The following is a 14,726-nucleotide window of genomic DNA, read 5'->3' on the forward strand; positions in this document are numbered from 1 at the left end:
GGGTTAAGTAAAGAAAAGTGTGTCCGCATGCCACCATAACCCCAGACCACACACCACAAATCACCAAAGAATAGCTCCCCGAAAGCTATTACCCACACCATCCCGCACCTCCGGCCACATTTGTGCTAACCGCACACCGGTTGGATTAAAGGATGACCACCAACCGCCCCAGCTGCCCACTATGCGGCAACAACACAAAGAAAAACGGCACCACCAGCAAATCAACCACCCGTTGGCGCTGCACCCACTGCGGACACTCCTTTACCCGCAACACCCAAACCCACAACAAAAACACCGCCACCATGGCTTTGTTCATCCAATGGGCCACCGGCACCCAATCTCTAACCACCTTCGCCGCACACCATGGCGTAACCAGGCAAACCATGCACCACCGATTCCGATGGTGCTGGTGGATCATCCCCACACCCACCATCGACTCATTCCGCATCCATGACCAAATCTTCCTCGACGCGACCTATCTAAAGTCCGGATGCCTCCTGATCGCAGCCAGTAAAACCCACGTCATCAACTGGACCTGGGCCAGACACGAAACCACCGCCGCCTACACCGAACTCCTACGCCCCATTGCCGCACCACTAATCGCAGTCACAGACGGCGGACAAGGTGCCCAATCAGCCATCCACCACTGCTGGCCAACAACACGCATCCAACGCTGCCTCGTCCACGCCCAACGAACAGTCCGCCGCCACACCACCAGCAACCCCCGCACCGATGCCGGCAAAACCCTCTACCGCCTAGCCCTGAAACTCACTCGCATCACCGACCTTGACCAAGCATCCACATGGGTCGCCCACCTGCACGAATTCGACCACACCTACCGGGAATGGATGAACGAGAAAACCACCATCAAAGACCCTGCTACCGGCGCCTACACCAAGGTCTACACCCACCAACGCGTCCGAGCGGCCTATCAATCATTGCTATCTCTGCACCGCAGAGACCTGCTGTTTACCTACCTGCAACCCCCACCAACAACCATCGACCCCGACAACCTTGCAGCAACAACAAACAGCCTCGAAGGTGGCATCAACGCCCCCATAAAAGAACTAGCCCGCAGACACCGCGGACTATCACTACCGCATCAACGCACAGTGATGGATTGGTGGCTGTATCTACATACAGAAGTCCCTGACGATCCGGTCAAGATCGCCAGGGACCAACGATGGGGTCAAGACGCACTTTCCACAGCAACAGACCTGATCACCCACAACACCACAGCCACTACCAATGACATCGGTGCACCAGCAGAATACGACACCGCCATCGACACCAGCTACCAACACAACCTCGGCATCCAAAAAGGCTGGATCAAATAACCGCAACACGCCCGGAAAAGACACACTTTTCTTTACTTAACCCCCAAGCCCCACCCCAAACCCCAACCCCAGAAACAAAAAATCCTCGGAAGCTTTTACACTTCCGAGGATCTTCGCTGTGGGCGAAGGGGGACTTGAACCCCCACGTCCGTAAAGGACACTGGCACCTGAAGCCAGCGCGTCTGCCATTCCGCCACTCGCCCGTGGGAACGAATAGAACTATAACACCCCGCGCTAATACACCACCAAATCCCCAGGCCAGCGCACGTTTTCCATCACTTTTCAGCACTTAGCAATAGCAACTCACCCCACAACCGTCGTCACTATTTGATAAACCTCAGCAGTTCCTAGCCCTTAACTGAAGGTGTAGGGCTCTATACTGTTGCTTAAGTATCGATAATTTTTGTGCACATTTTTTCACGTAACCCGCCGCGGTTTGGCGGGAGAAGGCGAATTTCTTTAGTCAGATGGATTTCCTAGGACGCATCCGCAAGCTCGATAGCTCGCTTCAGCGCGGGCTCGATAACAGCTTTGCGCGCGTGTTCGGCGGCAAGGTTGTCCCGAATGAGTTAGAAGAATGCCTGAAGCAGGAAATTGAAGACTTCCTGATGCAGGACGCCAACGGTCAGTACTTGGCACCCAATGATTTCCGCATTGGCATCAGCGCTGCCGACTACAAGAACCTTTCTGCGTCCGAGCCCAACCTGCCGAATCAGTTGGCTGACCGCATGACGCGCTACTGCCGTAACAACGGCTGGGGCTTCACCGGTTCCATTAGCGTCCACCTGCAGGCAGTGGAGTCTCTCCACACCGGCCAGTTGAAGACGGCCAGCACTTTCACCGAGGACACCGTGGGCACCTCGGAGTTCGTCCCATTCGACGACAGTGCAGATGATGCCAACACTGACGCAGCCCCGTCGCAAAGCGATGATGAACCCCAAGCTGCAGAGACCTCTGCCGCCTACCACCCGCAGCCGGAAGCTGAGCAGTTCCCCACCGCTTCCCGCCCCATCCCCGCGGTCGACCCGGAAGCGGCAACTGAGCTGAGCAGCGCGGCCGTGAGTGAAGACCAGTCCCAGGAAAAGACCGTCACCCTGCTGTTGCAGGACGGCTCCTCGCGCGTATTTGAGGTGCGCCATGGTTCGAACATCATCGGCCGCGGCACCGCTTCCGACTTCCGCCTCCCGGATACTGGTGTTTCCCGCCAGCATGCCGAGATCACGTGGGATGGCCAGGACGCTGTGCTCGTCGATTTGCATTCGACCAACGGCACCATTGTCAATGGCGAACCCATTGAGAACTGGCTGCTGGCTGACGGCGACGAAATCTCGCTGGGGCATTCTGTTCTCGAAGTTCAGATCCGCTAGTTAAATCCGCTGATTCAGATCCGCTAAGTAGTGAGGTTCACCAGGTTCACATGCCACTGCCCTAGGTTTGCCGACACATTCCTGGAATAATTACGTCCGTGTGTTCGGTTTGCGGACCCACCAGCTCTACATAAGGAGGTTCCTCGGACGTGGAAGCTATCGTTTTTCTGCTTTCGCGCATCGGCGTGCTGGTCGTCCTGTGGTTTTTCATTTGGATGACGCTTCGCACCCTGCGTACAGAAACAACAGGCTCGGCTCCGCTGCGCCCACTTCGGCAGGCCAGCAGTGCTCCGGCCAAGCGTTTCCAGCGCTCGCAGACTCCACATCAGCTCCTTGTCACCTCCGGGCCGCTGGCGGGTTCGCGCATGAACCTAAACAACCAACGCGACATCACTATTGGCCGTTCAGAGTCGAATGCCTTCGTCCTCAACGATGACTTCGCCTCGGGCCAGCACGCTCGCGTCATCAACCGCGACGGCATCTGGTACTTGGAGGATCTGGACTCCCGCAATGGCACATTCCTCAATGGCCAGCGCGTGGAACAGCCGGAACGCCTGGCTTCGGGTATGGAATTTCGTATTGGCCGTACAACTTTGAGGTTGCAACCATGAGTCTTGCTCTGAATTACACGGCCCGCTCTGACCGCGGCCTCATCCGACAGAACAACGAGGACTCCGCCTATGCGGGTTCGCGTCTGCTCGCGCTTGCCGACGGCATGGGTGGCCACGCCGCCGGAGAAATCGCATCTCAGCTGATGATTGCGGCCGTCTCTCGGCTGGACAATGATCAGCCCGGCCCCGATTTGCTCGAGTCCCTGCGCAGCGCCTGCATGGAGGGCAATAACTCCATTGCGGATGAAATTGAGCAGAACCCCTCTACGCAAGGCATGGGCACTACGCTGACTGCTCTGCTTTTCGACGGCACCCGCCTGGGCATGTGCCATGTCGGTGACTCGCGTGGCTATCTGCTGCGCGACGGGGAGCTCATCCGCATTACCCGGGATGACACCTATGTGCAGTCCCTGGTGGATGAGGGCAATCTCACCGAAGAAGAAGCGGCAATTCACCCTCAGCGCTCACTGATTTTGAAGGCTCTCACCGGTCGCCCGGTGGAGCCTACTTTGTCTTATCGCGATGTTCACGAGGGCGATCGCTACCTGCTGTGCTCGGATGGTCTATCCGATCCAGTGTCCGCGGACACCATCAAGGATGTGCTCTCGGAGGGCACTCCGGACGAGGCCGCTACCAAGCTCATTGACTACGCGTTGAAGTCCGGTGGTCCGGATAACATCACCGTGGTGGTTGCCGATGTTGTCGATTCGTCGGCACGCACGCCTTACGAGCCCGCCCTGGCCGGTGCCCTACAGAGTGCGGAGGAGGAACTCCCCCGCCCCAATACGTCAGCGGGACGCGCGGCGGCACTCCGCCCGCGGAAGTCGCAGGAAATTGCAGTGACTTCGGCGCCGGAGAAGAAAGCTTCCAAGGGCAAGTGGCTAGTTATTTCTGTGGTGCTGGTGCTGGTGGCCGGGTTGGTCGGCCTTGGTATTTGGGGCTGGCAGAAGAAGGAGTCGATGTACCATCTCGCGGTGGTCGACGGGCAGGTGCAGCTGATGCACGGCGTGCCCGGCAGTTTGCTGGGCTTCGATCTGCAAGAGCCACATCAGTTCATCTGTTTGACCGATGACAATAAAGTTCAGCTTCCTCCGGCTGGGACGCCGAAGGAGAAGGTCGACTGCCACATCATGACGCCGGAAGATCTCTCGCCGGCGGCACGCAATTCGCTGGAAGGTCTGCCGGCTGATTCCTACGACGGTGTCAGCGACCAGATTGGCCGTTTGGCGGAGTCGGCACTGCCGGTATGTCTGTCCGTTTCCGACGATGACAAGAAGGATGAAAAGCTGGGCTCGAAGCCAGGAGTCAACTGTAGGCAGGTGCGAAAATGAGTGAAACTACCACGAAGCGACAGCTTCGGATGAAGGAAATGCTCCTGCTGCTGCTGTCGGCAGGATTGTTGCTTTTGGCACTAATTTCGCTGGAACTGGCTCAGGGTAACTCTCTGACCGGAGATGTCTTTTACATCATTGGCGGATTCTTTGTGATTTTTGCAGTGGCGCATATCGCGCTGACCTTTGTGGCGCCCAACGCCGATCAGGTGATGCTGCCGGTTGCAGCCACGCTCAATGCCTTGGGGCTGGTGATGATTCACCGCCTCGACCTGGCCAATGACACCTCGTTGGTGCGCAACCAGATCATGTGGACCGTACTTAGTGTCGCACTGTTTATCGGCGTGATTGTCCTGCTGCGCAACCATCACTCGCTGTCGCAGTACTCGTATCTGCTGGGTCTCGGCGGCTTGATTCTGTTGGCGCTACCGCTGGTGTGGCCGTCGTCGATTAATGCTGATGCCCGCATCTGGATTTCCATCGGCCCGTTTTCCATGCAGCCGGGTGAGTTTGCCAAGGTCATGCTGCTGATCTTCTTTGCTCAGCTGCTGGTGAATAAGCGCTCGCTGTTCAATGTGGCGGGCAAGCGTTTCCTGGGCATTGATTTCCCGCGTGTTCGCGACCTGGGTCCGATTCTGCTGATCTGGGGCATCGCTACCGTCATCATGGCTCTGCAGAATGACTTTGGCCCGGCGCTGGTGCTCTTCGGCACTGTGCTGGCAATGCTCTACGCTGCCACCGGTCGTGGTTCCTGGCTGATCATCGGCATGGTGCTGGTGACCGTCGGCGTTGTCGGTGTCTACATGGTTTCGGACAAGATTCAGGCGCGAGTCACGCATTTCCTGGATCCGTTGGGCTCCTACGACGAGGGCGGCTATCAGCTCTCCCAGGGTCTGTTCGGCATGAGCTGGGGTGGCATCGGTGGCACCGGTCTGGGCCAGGGCTACCCACAGAACATTCCGGTGGCACACTCTGACTTCATCCTCTCGGCCTTTGGTGAAGAGCTAGGTTTTACCGGTCTGAGTGCCATCATCCTGCTGTTCGCGATTCTGATTTCCCGCGGTATTTCGGCGAGCTTGGCGGTACGTGATTCCTTTGGCAAGCTGCTGGCGGCCGGTGTCGCATTCTCGATGGCCATTCAGCTGTTCGTGGTTGCAGCCGGTGTTTCCAAGCTGATGCCGCTGACAGGTCTGACTACTCCGTTCATGTCAGCCGGTGGTTCCTCACTGCTGGCCAGCTACATCATGTTGGCCATCGTGCTGCGCGTCTCTGACGAGGCCAACCGCCCCTGGGGCATTCAAAGCAGCCCTTCGGGCCTCAACGACAATGCCAACGCATCTCAGGAGGTGAACCAGTAGATGAATAAAACCATTCGCCAAATCTTTGTTGTCGTTCTCGGACTCTTCGTTCTTCTACTGGCGAACCTGACCTACATCCAGGGCTTCCAGCAGGATAAGTACGCCCACAATCCGCTGAATAGCCGTCAGTTCCTGGAGGAAAAGTCCAAACCTCGCGGCCAAATCACCACTGACGGCGACATTCTGGCCCACTCGGTCAAGGGCGAGAGCGGCTTCTATGACCGCAGCTACGACACCGACCCGGAGGCATATGCCGCGGTGGTCGGATACCTGTCGGACATCTACGGCTCCGCCGGTATCGAACGCTCTCAGAACGAGATCTTGAACGGCAGCGACCCTTCGCTGTTTACCTCCCGCGCCCTCGACATGGTCACGGGCAAGGAACCCTCTGGGGCCTCCACGGAGCTGACGCTGTTGCCGAACGCTCAGCGGACTGCGTACCAACAACTCGCTGAACGCGGCTACGTCGGCTCCGCCGTCGCCATTCGCCCATCGACGGGTGAAATTCTCGCGATGGCCTCCACACCGTCGTTCAACCCGAATGACATCACCGCCGGCGACGAGAGTACCTGGCAGTCCCTCAACAACAATGAGGGCGCACCGCTGCTCAACCACGCCACTCAGCGTCCGCTGCCGCCGGGTTCCACTTTCAAGGTGTTGACCACGGTCACGGCACTGGAGCAAGGCGCTTCCCCGGACACCTCGGTCACTGGCGCACCGCAGATTACGCTGCCGGATACCACCACTACGTTGGAGAACTACGGTGGCTCGACCTGTGGTGGGGCTACTACAACTCTCCGCCAGGCTTTCGCGCAGTCCTGTAATACGGCATTCGCTGAGCTCGGTATGCAGTACGGGGCCGATGCGCTCAAGGACGTCGCTAAGCGATTCGGCATCGGTGAGACCCACGATGACGCGGGCCTGCCGATTCAGCCCTCCGCTGTCGGTGATATTCCGGATCAGTCCTCGCTGGGTCAGACCTCCATTGGTCAGCGCGACGTGTCCTTCACGCCGCTGGACAACGCCATCATCGCCGCCACGATTGCCAACGGCGGCGTGCGCATGGAACCCCAGATCATCAAATCGGTGCGCGGTGCCGACCTCTCCGAGATCAAATCCTTCAAGCCGATTGAAGCCGGCGAGGCGATTTCGCCGGAGGTCGCGGAGACCGTAACTGAGCTGATGCGCGGCTCCGAGTCGCACTCGGGCGGTAACGGTTCGCGTATTGCCTCCAAGACCGGTACCGCCGAACACGGTGCTGTCCGCGGCGAGTACGCGCCGCACGTCTGGTACATCGCCTTCGCGCCGGACTCCGATGTCGCCGTGGCTGTCGTCGTGGAAAACGGTGGCGGCCAGGGCCAGGGCGCTACCGGCGCCTCCGTTGCTGCCCCGATTGGCCGTGCACTCATTAACGCGGTCGAACAGGCGGGTCGATAAGCATGGATGCCCACCAAGTTCAAGACATCGTTGGCGACCGATATCACGTCCGCCGTCTGCTCGGCCGTGGCGGCATGTCCACCGTCTGGCTTGCCGACGACGCCACGAGCGGCGAACTGGTTGCAATCAAACTTCTGAACCAGGAGTACTCGGACAACTACGAGTTCCGGCAGCGTTTCCAGAACGAAGCCGCCGCTGCGCGCAGCGTCAACAGCCCAAACGTGGTGAAGATTGTCACCTACGAGGAAGGCGACATCGGCAGCCACGGCGCGTGTTACATCGTCATGGAGTACATCCGTGGCGAATCTCTGTCGCAGGTGCTGCAGCGGCGTCGCACCCTGCCAGAGCACCTGATGCTCGACGTTCTGGAGCAGACTGCACACGGCCTGTCGGCAATTCACGCTGCGAACCTTGTCCACCGCGACATTAAGCCAGGCAACCTCCTGGTGACGCCGGAGGGCACGGTGAAAATTACCGACTTTGGCATTGCCAAAGCCGCTGAAGCGGTGCCTCTGACGCGTACCGGCATGGTCGTCGGTACCGCGCAGTATGTCTCACCGGAGCAGGCGCAGGGCAAACAGGTGAGTCCGGCGACAGACATCTACTCGCTTGGCTGTGTCGCCTACGAAATGGTGGCCGGCGCCCGGCCCTTCCAGGGCGACTCCACCGTCGCGGTTGCCGTGGCACACATCAACGAGGCACCACCTGCGTTGGCGCCGACGGTCAATCCGCATATCCGCGAACTTATCGGCATTATGCTGCGCAAGGATCCGCAGCGTCGCTATGCCGATGGCCGTGAGCTGGCACAGGCTGTTTTGCGAGTGCGCGCGGGGCACCGCCCACCGCAGCCGCGTGGTGTGACCCCAACGGTGCACCGTCAATCCAACGCTGCCAACCCGGCGACCACCGAACTCGGTGCCATGACGCGACCGCCCATGCCGGTGTCGCAGCCACAGCAGCAACCGCAGCGGCCACCGCAGCGACCCGCCCGACAGCGTAAGCCGGCAAAGAAGCGCAGCGGCTGCGGTTGTGGCTGCGGCAGCATTGCGCTGTTGGTGCTGCTAGTGTTGCTGGCCGGTGCTATCGCAGTCGTCTATTCGCTGTCGACTACCGGTTCACTGCCAACCATTCCGAACTTGGAGCAGTACATTCCGAACCAGTCACAGCAGCAAACCACAGAGGAAAACACCGACCCCAACGACGGTTCTGGTTACGGTTGGTCGGGAGACAATTCCGGTAACTGGGGAAATAACGACGGCGGCAACAATGACGGTGCCTCTGACAGCTCCACTGAGCAGGACACCAGCGAGACCGCTCCGGAAACGTCCGAACCGACTCAGGATTCGGGCAACGACAGTGGCGACAACAGTGGCGACGACTCCAGCGGCGGTGGTCTGCCCGGTATTCAATTGCCCCTAGGAAATGACTCCGGTAATACCTTGGGGACTCCAGATGCACAGTAATATTCAGGTACAAGATGTTTTGGTGGAAATCCTTCCGAAGGGACTGACGAACAATGTCTGGCAATGACGATCTCCTCTCCGGCCGTTATCGGCTCGGCGAGCTCATTGGCGTTGGCGGCATGTCCGATGTCTACCGCGCTGAAGATACTGTTCTCGGTCGCTCTGTCGCGGTCAAGATGATGAGGGCCGACCTTGCCAGGGATGAGAACTTCCTCGCAAGGTTCCGTCGTGAAGCGAAAAACTCAGCGCTGCTGAATCACCCGTCGATCGTGTCGGTGTACGACACCGGCGAGACGGATAGCCCGATGGGGCGCGTGCCTTTCATTGTCATGGAGCTGATTCAGGGCGAGACCCTGCGTGATCTTGTTCGTCGTGAGGGGCGGCTCGACCCGAAGAAGGCCGCATCGATCATGGCATCGGTGTGTGATGCGCTGACGGCATCCCACCATGCGGGCATTATTCACCGTGACATCAAGCCAGCGAACATCATGCTGACCAACACCGGCAAGGTGAAGGTGATGGACTTCGGCATCGCTCGCGCGCTCGGTGATTCCACCACGATGACGCAAACTGCGGCGGTGCTGGGTACCGCGCAATACCTCTCGCCGGAGCAGGCGCGCGGTAAGACCGCCGATGCCCGTTCCGATATTTACGCTGTCGGCTGCGTACTTTTCGAGGCCGTCACGGGCGCCCCGCCATTCACCGGTGAAACCCCTCTTTCTGTCGCTTACCAGCACGTTCAGGACCAGCCGCCGCGACCTTCGGGGAAGCTCAACACCGACCCAAACACGGCTCAGGCCCTCGACGCGGTGCTGCTGACCGCGATGGCCAAGGACCCGATGGAGCGCTACGACTCCGCAGAGGACTTCGCCCAGGATTTGCGTCGTCTTGCACGCGGCGAGGATCCGTTGGCGCTGGCGCACCACGGCGCGCATGACGACGACGCGACGACCACCGAATTCCTTCCGGCAACTCCATCGGATGCTGAGACCCGGGTGACCCCTGCACAGCAGGCAACTCCGGCCCCGGCCCCTGTCCCTGCTCCGGAACCGGAGAGAGCAGCTGCCCAACCGGAAGCCCCTGCTCAGATTGCTAACACTGACGAGCCTGAGAAAAAGAAGGGTGGCGCAGGAAAGACTGTCGCACTGGCGGCTGCTGCGCTGGTCGCTCTTGGCGGTGTCGGCTACGGCGCCTACCAGCTTTTCAACTCGTCCACCGAGGTCGAGACCGTTGCCATTCCGCAGGTCGAGGGCCTAAATGTCAATGAGGCGACGCAGGTTCTCGAGCAGGCTGGTTTCGTGGTCAACCGCGTCGACGAGCCGAACCCAGATGTGCCCCGAGACACGGTGATTGCCACCGAACCGGGCGTCGGATCGGGGTTGCCGCAGGGATCTCGTATCAAGCTGCGCGTATCTTCGGGCCCAGAGTTGACCAATGTGCCGGATGTACGCGACAAACAGGCCGAGGAAGCTCGCCGCCTACTCGAGGAGGCGGGGCTTGTCGTCAATCCGAAGCTGCAAGAGGAACCGAGTGAGGACGTTCCGCGCGGCAATGTCATCGAGCAGTCTCCAGCTGCCGGTTCTCAGGTGTCGAAGGGAACGCGCGTAACTTTGACTGTCTCCTCCGGTATCGAGACCAAGACTGTTCCGGATGTCACTGGTCAGAGGTTGGATTCCGCCCGCACGACCCTCGAGTCCGCTGGTTTCGTTGTCGAGGTGGTGGAGGTTGACTCCACTGAGGAACAGGGAACCGTTGTTGAGGTTCCCCAGAAGGGCACGGAGCTCACCGTCGGAACGACTGTCGAGCTGCACGTTTCGCGCGGCAACCAAATTAAGATGCCACGAGTTGAGGGCCAGACTCTCAGCGATGCGGAGAAGGCACTCACCGATGCCGGCTTCGAGGGAACTATCCGCACCGAGGAAGTCACCACGCTGGACCTGTCCAAGGTCGACCACGTGGAGAAAGCCAACCCGTCAGCCGGCTCCAAGCTCAACAAGGACGGCGAGGTCACCCTGCGCGCCTACCGGCTGGGGGTTGCCCCGGAGAGCTCTTCAGAGGAACGGCCTGCTCCGGAACCTCCCATAAGGCTGCCGGATCTGCTGCCTAACTAGCGGCTAGTGTGCCAGCACGTCTGAGAAGGCGCGCTGGTACACGGCCTGCTGCTCTTCCAACTCCGCCAGGAGTTCCTCGGTGTACTCACCGCCGGCCAGCCGCAGCCAATTGACCAGCATGCGGTGCCCGTACTGGGTGAGTACCGACTCCGGGTGGTACTGCACGCCGTGAATCGGCAGGTCGCGGTGGCGCATCGCCATCAGCATGCCCGAATCGGTGAATGCCGTGGCAATGAGCTCCTCCGGCAGTGTCTTCGGATCCACCGTCAACGAGTGGTAGCGCGTGGCAATAAAAGGACTGGGCACATCGGCCAGAACACCCGTGCCGTCATGAGTGACCGGGGAGGTCTTGCCGTGCAACAGCTCGTCGGCACGCACGACCTGCGCACCAAAGACCTCACCAATCGCCTGGTGACCCAAGCACACACCCAACACCGGTGTCGGCTCGTCCTGCCTGCTCACCGCGCGAATAATGTCCTCTGTCCACCCCGCATTAGACGGCTCACCGGGACCGGGCGACAGTAGGATTGCATCAAATTGCTTTACGACGTCGTCAACATCGCGGAGACGCGCATCATCATTGCGCCAGACAGTAACCGTTTCGCCGAGCTGGCCTATGTACTGGACCAGATTGAATACGAAGCTGTCATAGTTATCGACGACGAGAATCTGCATAACTGGGAATTCTACTGCCTGCGAACTCCACTGGTAAGTTCGGATGCAAAGTTTACAATTATGCATATACCGCGGGAGTGTAGATACCGCGCTGATCGCAACCTGCTGACCACAACCTAAGGAGTTTAAAGCGCTATGCCTAAGGCAAAGATCGAAAGCACTAATTCACCACAATCCGGTGGCTCCTCCGTCAGCCGTACCCCGGTCAAAATCAACAGCACTCAGACGCCGGTGTGGTACAAGGTGCTGATGTTCGGGTTCATGCTGATTGGTTTGGGCTGGCTGCTGGTCAACTACATCGCGGGTCCGCATATTCCGTTCATGGTGACTTTGAACGCATGGAACTACGTCATCGGCTTTGGTCTTTTCATTGTTGGTCTGCTGATGACTATGGGTTGGCGTTAGTCAGCTCTAATACATCGCACCCCCTCAGGCGCATCCACTTTTGGATGCGCCTTTTTTTCATACCTAAAAACCCAGGTCAATTCACCCCGTCAATACACCCGTTTCCCACACGTTTTTCGACGAATGAGGATTTCCCTCCTACTGATCGCGCAAAAAAGTTATCCACAGAAACCTGTGTAACAATCATGTAATTTGTGGATAACTGTGGAGAGATTTCGTCCCAAATTTCTCACGGGTTACGTGACAGAAACCGTAAAGCATGACAACTTTGGTTCTATCCCCTGTGTCCACAGTATCCACAGCCTGTGGATAACTCTGTGAACAAGTAACATAGTTGCAAGTCAAGTTGTGCGTAACTCCAATATTCTGCGGAGTTCGACCACTTTCGAACGCTGGTTCGTAAATTACAAGAATGGAATTATCCACACATGTGCACAAGTCTGTGGACAACTGTGAATTGTTGTAATTTGTGAAAATTGGAACCCGTAACGTGCTTCTTGGCCCGTGTTCACCTAGGTGAACAGTGGAGTATTTTTTCCACAGGGCTGTGGACATGTGGAGAATCAACACGATGTGCTACTACCCCCACTACCCCTAAACACAACATTGAAGTTACGGGCCGTCGTAAAGCGAGAATGGGCATGAAAAAACCCGCCCGGAACAACCGGACGGGTTAAAGAGCGTAGAAGCTAGCGGATTACTTCTCGATGTCGATGGAGGTAATCACGACCGGCTCCAGCGGGCGATCCCAGTGATCGGTAGCCACACGAGCGATCTCGTCGACAACCTTCTTCGAGGCATCATCAGCGACCTCACCGAAGATGGTGTGAGCGCCATTGAGGTGCGGGGTCGGAACAACGGTGATGAAGAACTGGGAACCGTTGGTACCACGGCCGCCGCGCTTGCCGGCGTTTGCCATAGCGAGCAGGTACGGACGATCGAACTGGAGCTCCGGGTGAATCTCATCGTCGAACATGTAGCCCGGGCCGCCGGTGCCGGTGCCCAGCGGGTCACCACCCTGAATCATGAATCCAGCGATGATGCGGTGGAAGATGGCCTCATCGTAGAACGGGCCGGACTCGGTGCCAGAGGCGTTCTGCCCCTTGTACTCCTTGGTGCCTTCTGCCAGGCCGATGAAGTTGTCGACGGTATTCGGCGCGTGGTTGCCGAACAGGTCAATCACGATATCGCCATGGTTGGTGTGCACAGTTGCAGTAGCAGTCTTAATAGTCACGTTCCTTAGGATACCGACCTTGGTGGCCAATTGCTCCTACTGGTGAGTTTCTCCGTGGCAGAAACCAGCGAAAATGTTTCTCAAGATAAGGAAAAGAGTTCTTCGTTGACCCCCATGGAGGCCAAATAGTGCCTAAGCTGGAATGTGAGCCTGCTGCAAATATTTCGGCGCTAGGCCTAACTGGGCCCTAGCTCTTGGACTTAGAAGCATCTTGGTCTCAGAGGCACTGGCGCCGCAGCAGTATTAATCATTGATTGAGAATTAAAGGCGATGCCTGTTGGCGACGCACTAATAAAGGAGAGTCATGAACCCCAACGCAATCTCGCTGGCTGTCAAGGGACTGAAGTCCGCTTACGACAGCTACTCGGATTACCGGGACAAGAAGGCTGCAGAGCTCTACGACACGATGCAGGAGGCTAAGAAGGTGGCAGCTGCACAGAACGAGGCAGCAAAGGACGCAGCAACCAATTGGGCGGAAGACGTTAAGGAAAAGGTTTCCGACGCCCGCGATCAGCTCGCTGAGCAGGCCGAAGAACTGACCGGCAAGGTTGAGAAGAAGTCCAAGGAGACCAAGAAGCAGGCTAAGAAGGCTGCGAAGCAGGCCGAGAAGGACGCTAAGCGCAAGGGCAAGAAGACCCGTTGCAAGGCTCGCTGCGAGGCTAAGAAGGCTGAAAAGAAGGCCAAGAAGGCTCGCAAGGACCTCGAGGTGCGTACCCAGAAGGCTATCGACAAGGTAACCGGTAAGGAAGAGCAGCGCGCCAAGAACGGTCGCATCGCAACCGCTTCCCTGGTCTTCGCTGTTGTTGCAGCAATCGTCGGTGTCATCGTTTGGAAGCTGCGCAAGGACGACAAGCTCCCGGTTGACCCAGCTCCGTACCAGCAGAAGGCCCAGGAAGTTAAGCACAAGGTCGAAGAGAAGGCCGCAGAGGTCAAGGAGACCGTTGAAGAGAAGGCTTCTGAGGCTAAGGACAAGGCTGAAGAGGTAAAGGGCAAGGCAGCCGACAAGGCCGACGAGGCCAAGGACAAGGCTGCTAAGGCCAAGGAGACCACTGAGGAGAAGGCCGCAGAGGCTTCCAAGCAGGCTCAAATCAAGGTCGACGAGGTCAAGACCGAGAAGAAGAACGCTGACGACGCTAAGAAGATCTCTTCCAAGCCGTCCAAGCCGGCTCCGAAGCCGGGTCAGGCTCGCAAGAAGTAAATAGGCGGCTAGATAGCCAAAAGCCTTTTCACGCCCGATTGTTCTGTGCAGTTGATGCGCAGGCGGTCGGGCGTTTTTGGTTAAGCAGCAAACCTGACAACTTCAGAAAGACGGGCTGCAAATGTGAAACTGTGCAAGTTTATGACAGTTTCAAGCCGGTAGGTTCAGGCGGTGAATGCATCACCACTTTCGACCAGGA

Annotated in this window: 12 protein-coding genes and 1 tRNA gene; 10 read left to right on the top strand and 3 right to left on the bottom strand. The window is 58.2% G+C overall.

What is annotated here, in order from left to right; all coding sequences use genetic code 11:
• Positions 1-152: 152 nt before the first annotated feature.
• Positions 153-1,337: an IS256-like element IS3503 family transposase gene (locus ADB02_RS09025; protein ID WP_011018353.1), complete on the top strand. Its 1,185-nt coding sequence runs from the start codon at positions 153-155 to the stop codon at positions 1,335-1,337.
• 119 nt (positions 1,338-1,456) lie between these two features.
• On the opposite strand, the gene ADB02_RS09030 is transcribed toward ADB02_RS09025, so the two are convergent.
• A tRNA-Leu gene (locus tag ADB02_RS09030) sits at positions 1,457-1,540 on the bottom strand.
• A gap of 264 nt (positions 1,541-1,804) precedes the next feature.
• Here ADB02_RS09030 and ADB02_RS09035 point away from each other — a divergent pair.
• The 7 genes from ADB02_RS09035 (at position 1,805) to pknB (ending at position 11,015) form a co-directional block, all read left to right on the top strand.
• Positions 1,805-2,704 (top strand): DUF3662 and FHA domain-containing protein, encoded by a 900-nt coding sequence (locus ADB02_RS09035; RefSeq protein WP_049190701.1) that lies wholly within the window; start codon positions 1,805-1,807, stop codon positions 2,702-2,704.
• Between the two features lie 149 nt (positions 2,705-2,853).
• Positions 2,854-3,315, top strand: a complete 462-nt coding sequence (locus ADB02_RS09040) for an FHA domain-containing protein FhaB/FipA (protein ID WP_016421758.1) — start codon at positions 2,854-2,856, stop codon at positions 3,313-3,315.
• A complete protein-coding gene (locus ADB02_RS09045; RefSeq protein WP_016421757.1) occupies positions 3,312-4,646 on the top strand; it encodes a PP2C family protein-serine/threonine phosphatase in 1,335 nt (444 codons plus the stop codon). The genes ADB02_RS09040 and ADB02_RS09045 overlap by 4 nt, the downstream gene beginning before the upstream one ends.
• On the top strand, positions 4,643-6,004 hold the full coding sequence (locus ADB02_RS09050; protein WP_080969613.1) for an FtsW/RodA/SpoVE family cell cycle protein: 1,362 nt from the start codon (positions 4,643-4,645) through the stop codon (positions 6,002-6,004). The genes ADB02_RS09045 and ADB02_RS09050 overlap by 4 nt, the downstream gene beginning before the upstream one ends.
• Positions 6,005-7,441 (top strand): penicillin-binding transpeptidase domain-containing protein, encoded by a 1,437-nt coding sequence (locus ADB02_RS09055; protein WP_049190703.1) that lies wholly within the window; start codon positions 6,005-6,007, stop codon positions 7,439-7,441.
• Positions 7,442-7,443: 2 nt separating this feature from the next.
• Positions 7,444-8,904: a serine/threonine-protein kinase gene (locus tag ADB02_RS09060; RefSeq protein WP_049190705.1), complete on the top strand. Its 1,461-nt coding sequence runs from the start codon at positions 7,444-7,446 to the stop codon at positions 8,902-8,904.
• A gap of 53 nt (positions 8,905-8,957) precedes the next feature.
• A complete protein-coding gene (gene pknB, locus ADB02_RS09065) occupies positions 8,958-11,015 on the top strand; it encodes a Stk1 family PASTA domain-containing Ser/Thr kinase (RefSeq protein ID WP_049190707.1) in 2,058 nt (685 codons plus the stop codon).
• Positions 11,016-11,018: 3 nt separating this feature from the next.
• Here pknB and ADB02_RS09070 read toward each other — a convergent pair whose 3' ends face one another.
• Positions 11,019-11,690, bottom strand: coding sequence for an aminodeoxychorismate/anthranilate synthase component II (locus tag ADB02_RS09070; RefSeq protein ID WP_048731900.1), 672 nt, complete (start codon positions 11,688-11,690; stop codon positions 11,019-11,021).
• A gap of 135 nt (positions 11,691-11,825) precedes the next feature.
• Here ADB02_RS09070 and crgA point away from each other — a divergent pair, with 135 nt between their 5' ends.
• Positions 11,826-12,095, top strand: coding sequence for a cell division protein CrgA (gene crgA, locus ADB02_RS09075; protein ID WP_005511903.1), 270 nt, complete (start codon positions 11,826-11,828; stop codon positions 12,093-12,095).
• A 697-nt stretch (positions 12,096-12,792) separates the two neighbouring features.
• On the opposite strand, the gene ADB02_RS09080 is transcribed toward crgA, so the two are convergent.
• Positions 12,793-13,329: a peptidylprolyl isomerase gene (locus ADB02_RS09080; RefSeq protein ID WP_369707163.1), complete on the bottom strand. Its 537-nt coding sequence runs from the start codon at positions 13,327-13,329 to the stop codon at positions 12,793-12,795.
• A gap of 304 nt (positions 13,330-13,633) precedes the next feature.
• Between ADB02_RS09080 and ADB02_RS09085 the strand changes: the two genes are divergently transcribed.
• Positions 13,634-14,527, top strand: a complete 894-nt coding sequence (locus tag ADB02_RS09085) for a hypothetical protein (protein WP_049172598.1) — start codon at positions 13,634-13,636, stop codon at positions 14,525-14,527.
• Positions 14,528-14,726: the final 199 nt, after the last annotated feature.

This window comes from Corynebacterium sp. 212_CJEI, from assembly GCF_001055915.1.
In the GTDB taxonomy this organism is placed as follows: domain Bacteria; phylum Actinomycetota; class Actinomycetes; order Mycobacteriales; family Mycobacteriaceae; genus Corynebacterium; species Corynebacterium jeikeium_D.

Excerpts from the sequence above, each read along its gene's own strand:
- ADB02_RS09060 (WP_049190705.1), top strand. The coding sequence starts at position 7,444 with ATGGATGCCCACCAAGTTCAAGACATCGTTGGCGACCGATATCACGTC.
- ADB02_RS09050 (WP_080969613.1), top strand. The coding sequence starts at position 4,643 with ATGAGTGAAACTACCACGAAGCGACAGCTTCGGATGAAGGAAATGCTC.
- ADB02_RS09045 (WP_016421757.1), top strand. The coding sequence starts at position 3,312 with ATGAGTCTTGCTCTGAATTACACGGCCCGCTCTGACCGCGGCCTCATC.
- ADB02_RS09055 (WP_049190703.1), top strand. The coding sequence starts at position 6,005 with ATGAATAAAACCATTCGCCAAATCTTTGTTGTCGTTCTCGGACTCTTC.
- ADB02_RS09085 (WP_049172598.1), top strand. The coding sequence starts at position 13,634 with ATGAACCCCAACGCAATCTCGCTGGCTGTCAAGGGACTGAAGTCCGCT.
- pknB (WP_049190707.1), top strand. The coding sequence starts at position 8,958 with ATGTCTGGCAATGACGATCTCCTCTCCGGCCGTTATCGGCTCGGCGAG.
- ADB02_RS09035 (WP_049190701.1), top strand. The coding sequence starts at position 1,805 with ATGGATTTCCTAGGACGCATCCGCAAGCTCGATAGCTCGCTTCAGCGC.
- ADB02_RS09025 (WP_011018353.1), top strand. The coding sequence starts at position 153 with ATGACCACCAACCGCCCCAGCTGCCCACTATGCGGCAACAACACAAAG.
- crgA (WP_005511903.1), top strand. The coding sequence starts at position 11,826 with ATGCCTAAGGCAAAGATCGAAAGCACTAATTCACCACAATCCGGTGGC.
- ADB02_RS09070 (WP_048731900.1), bottom strand. The coding sequence starts at position 11,690 with ATGCAGATTCTCGTCGTCGATAACTATGACAGCTTCGTATTCAATCTG.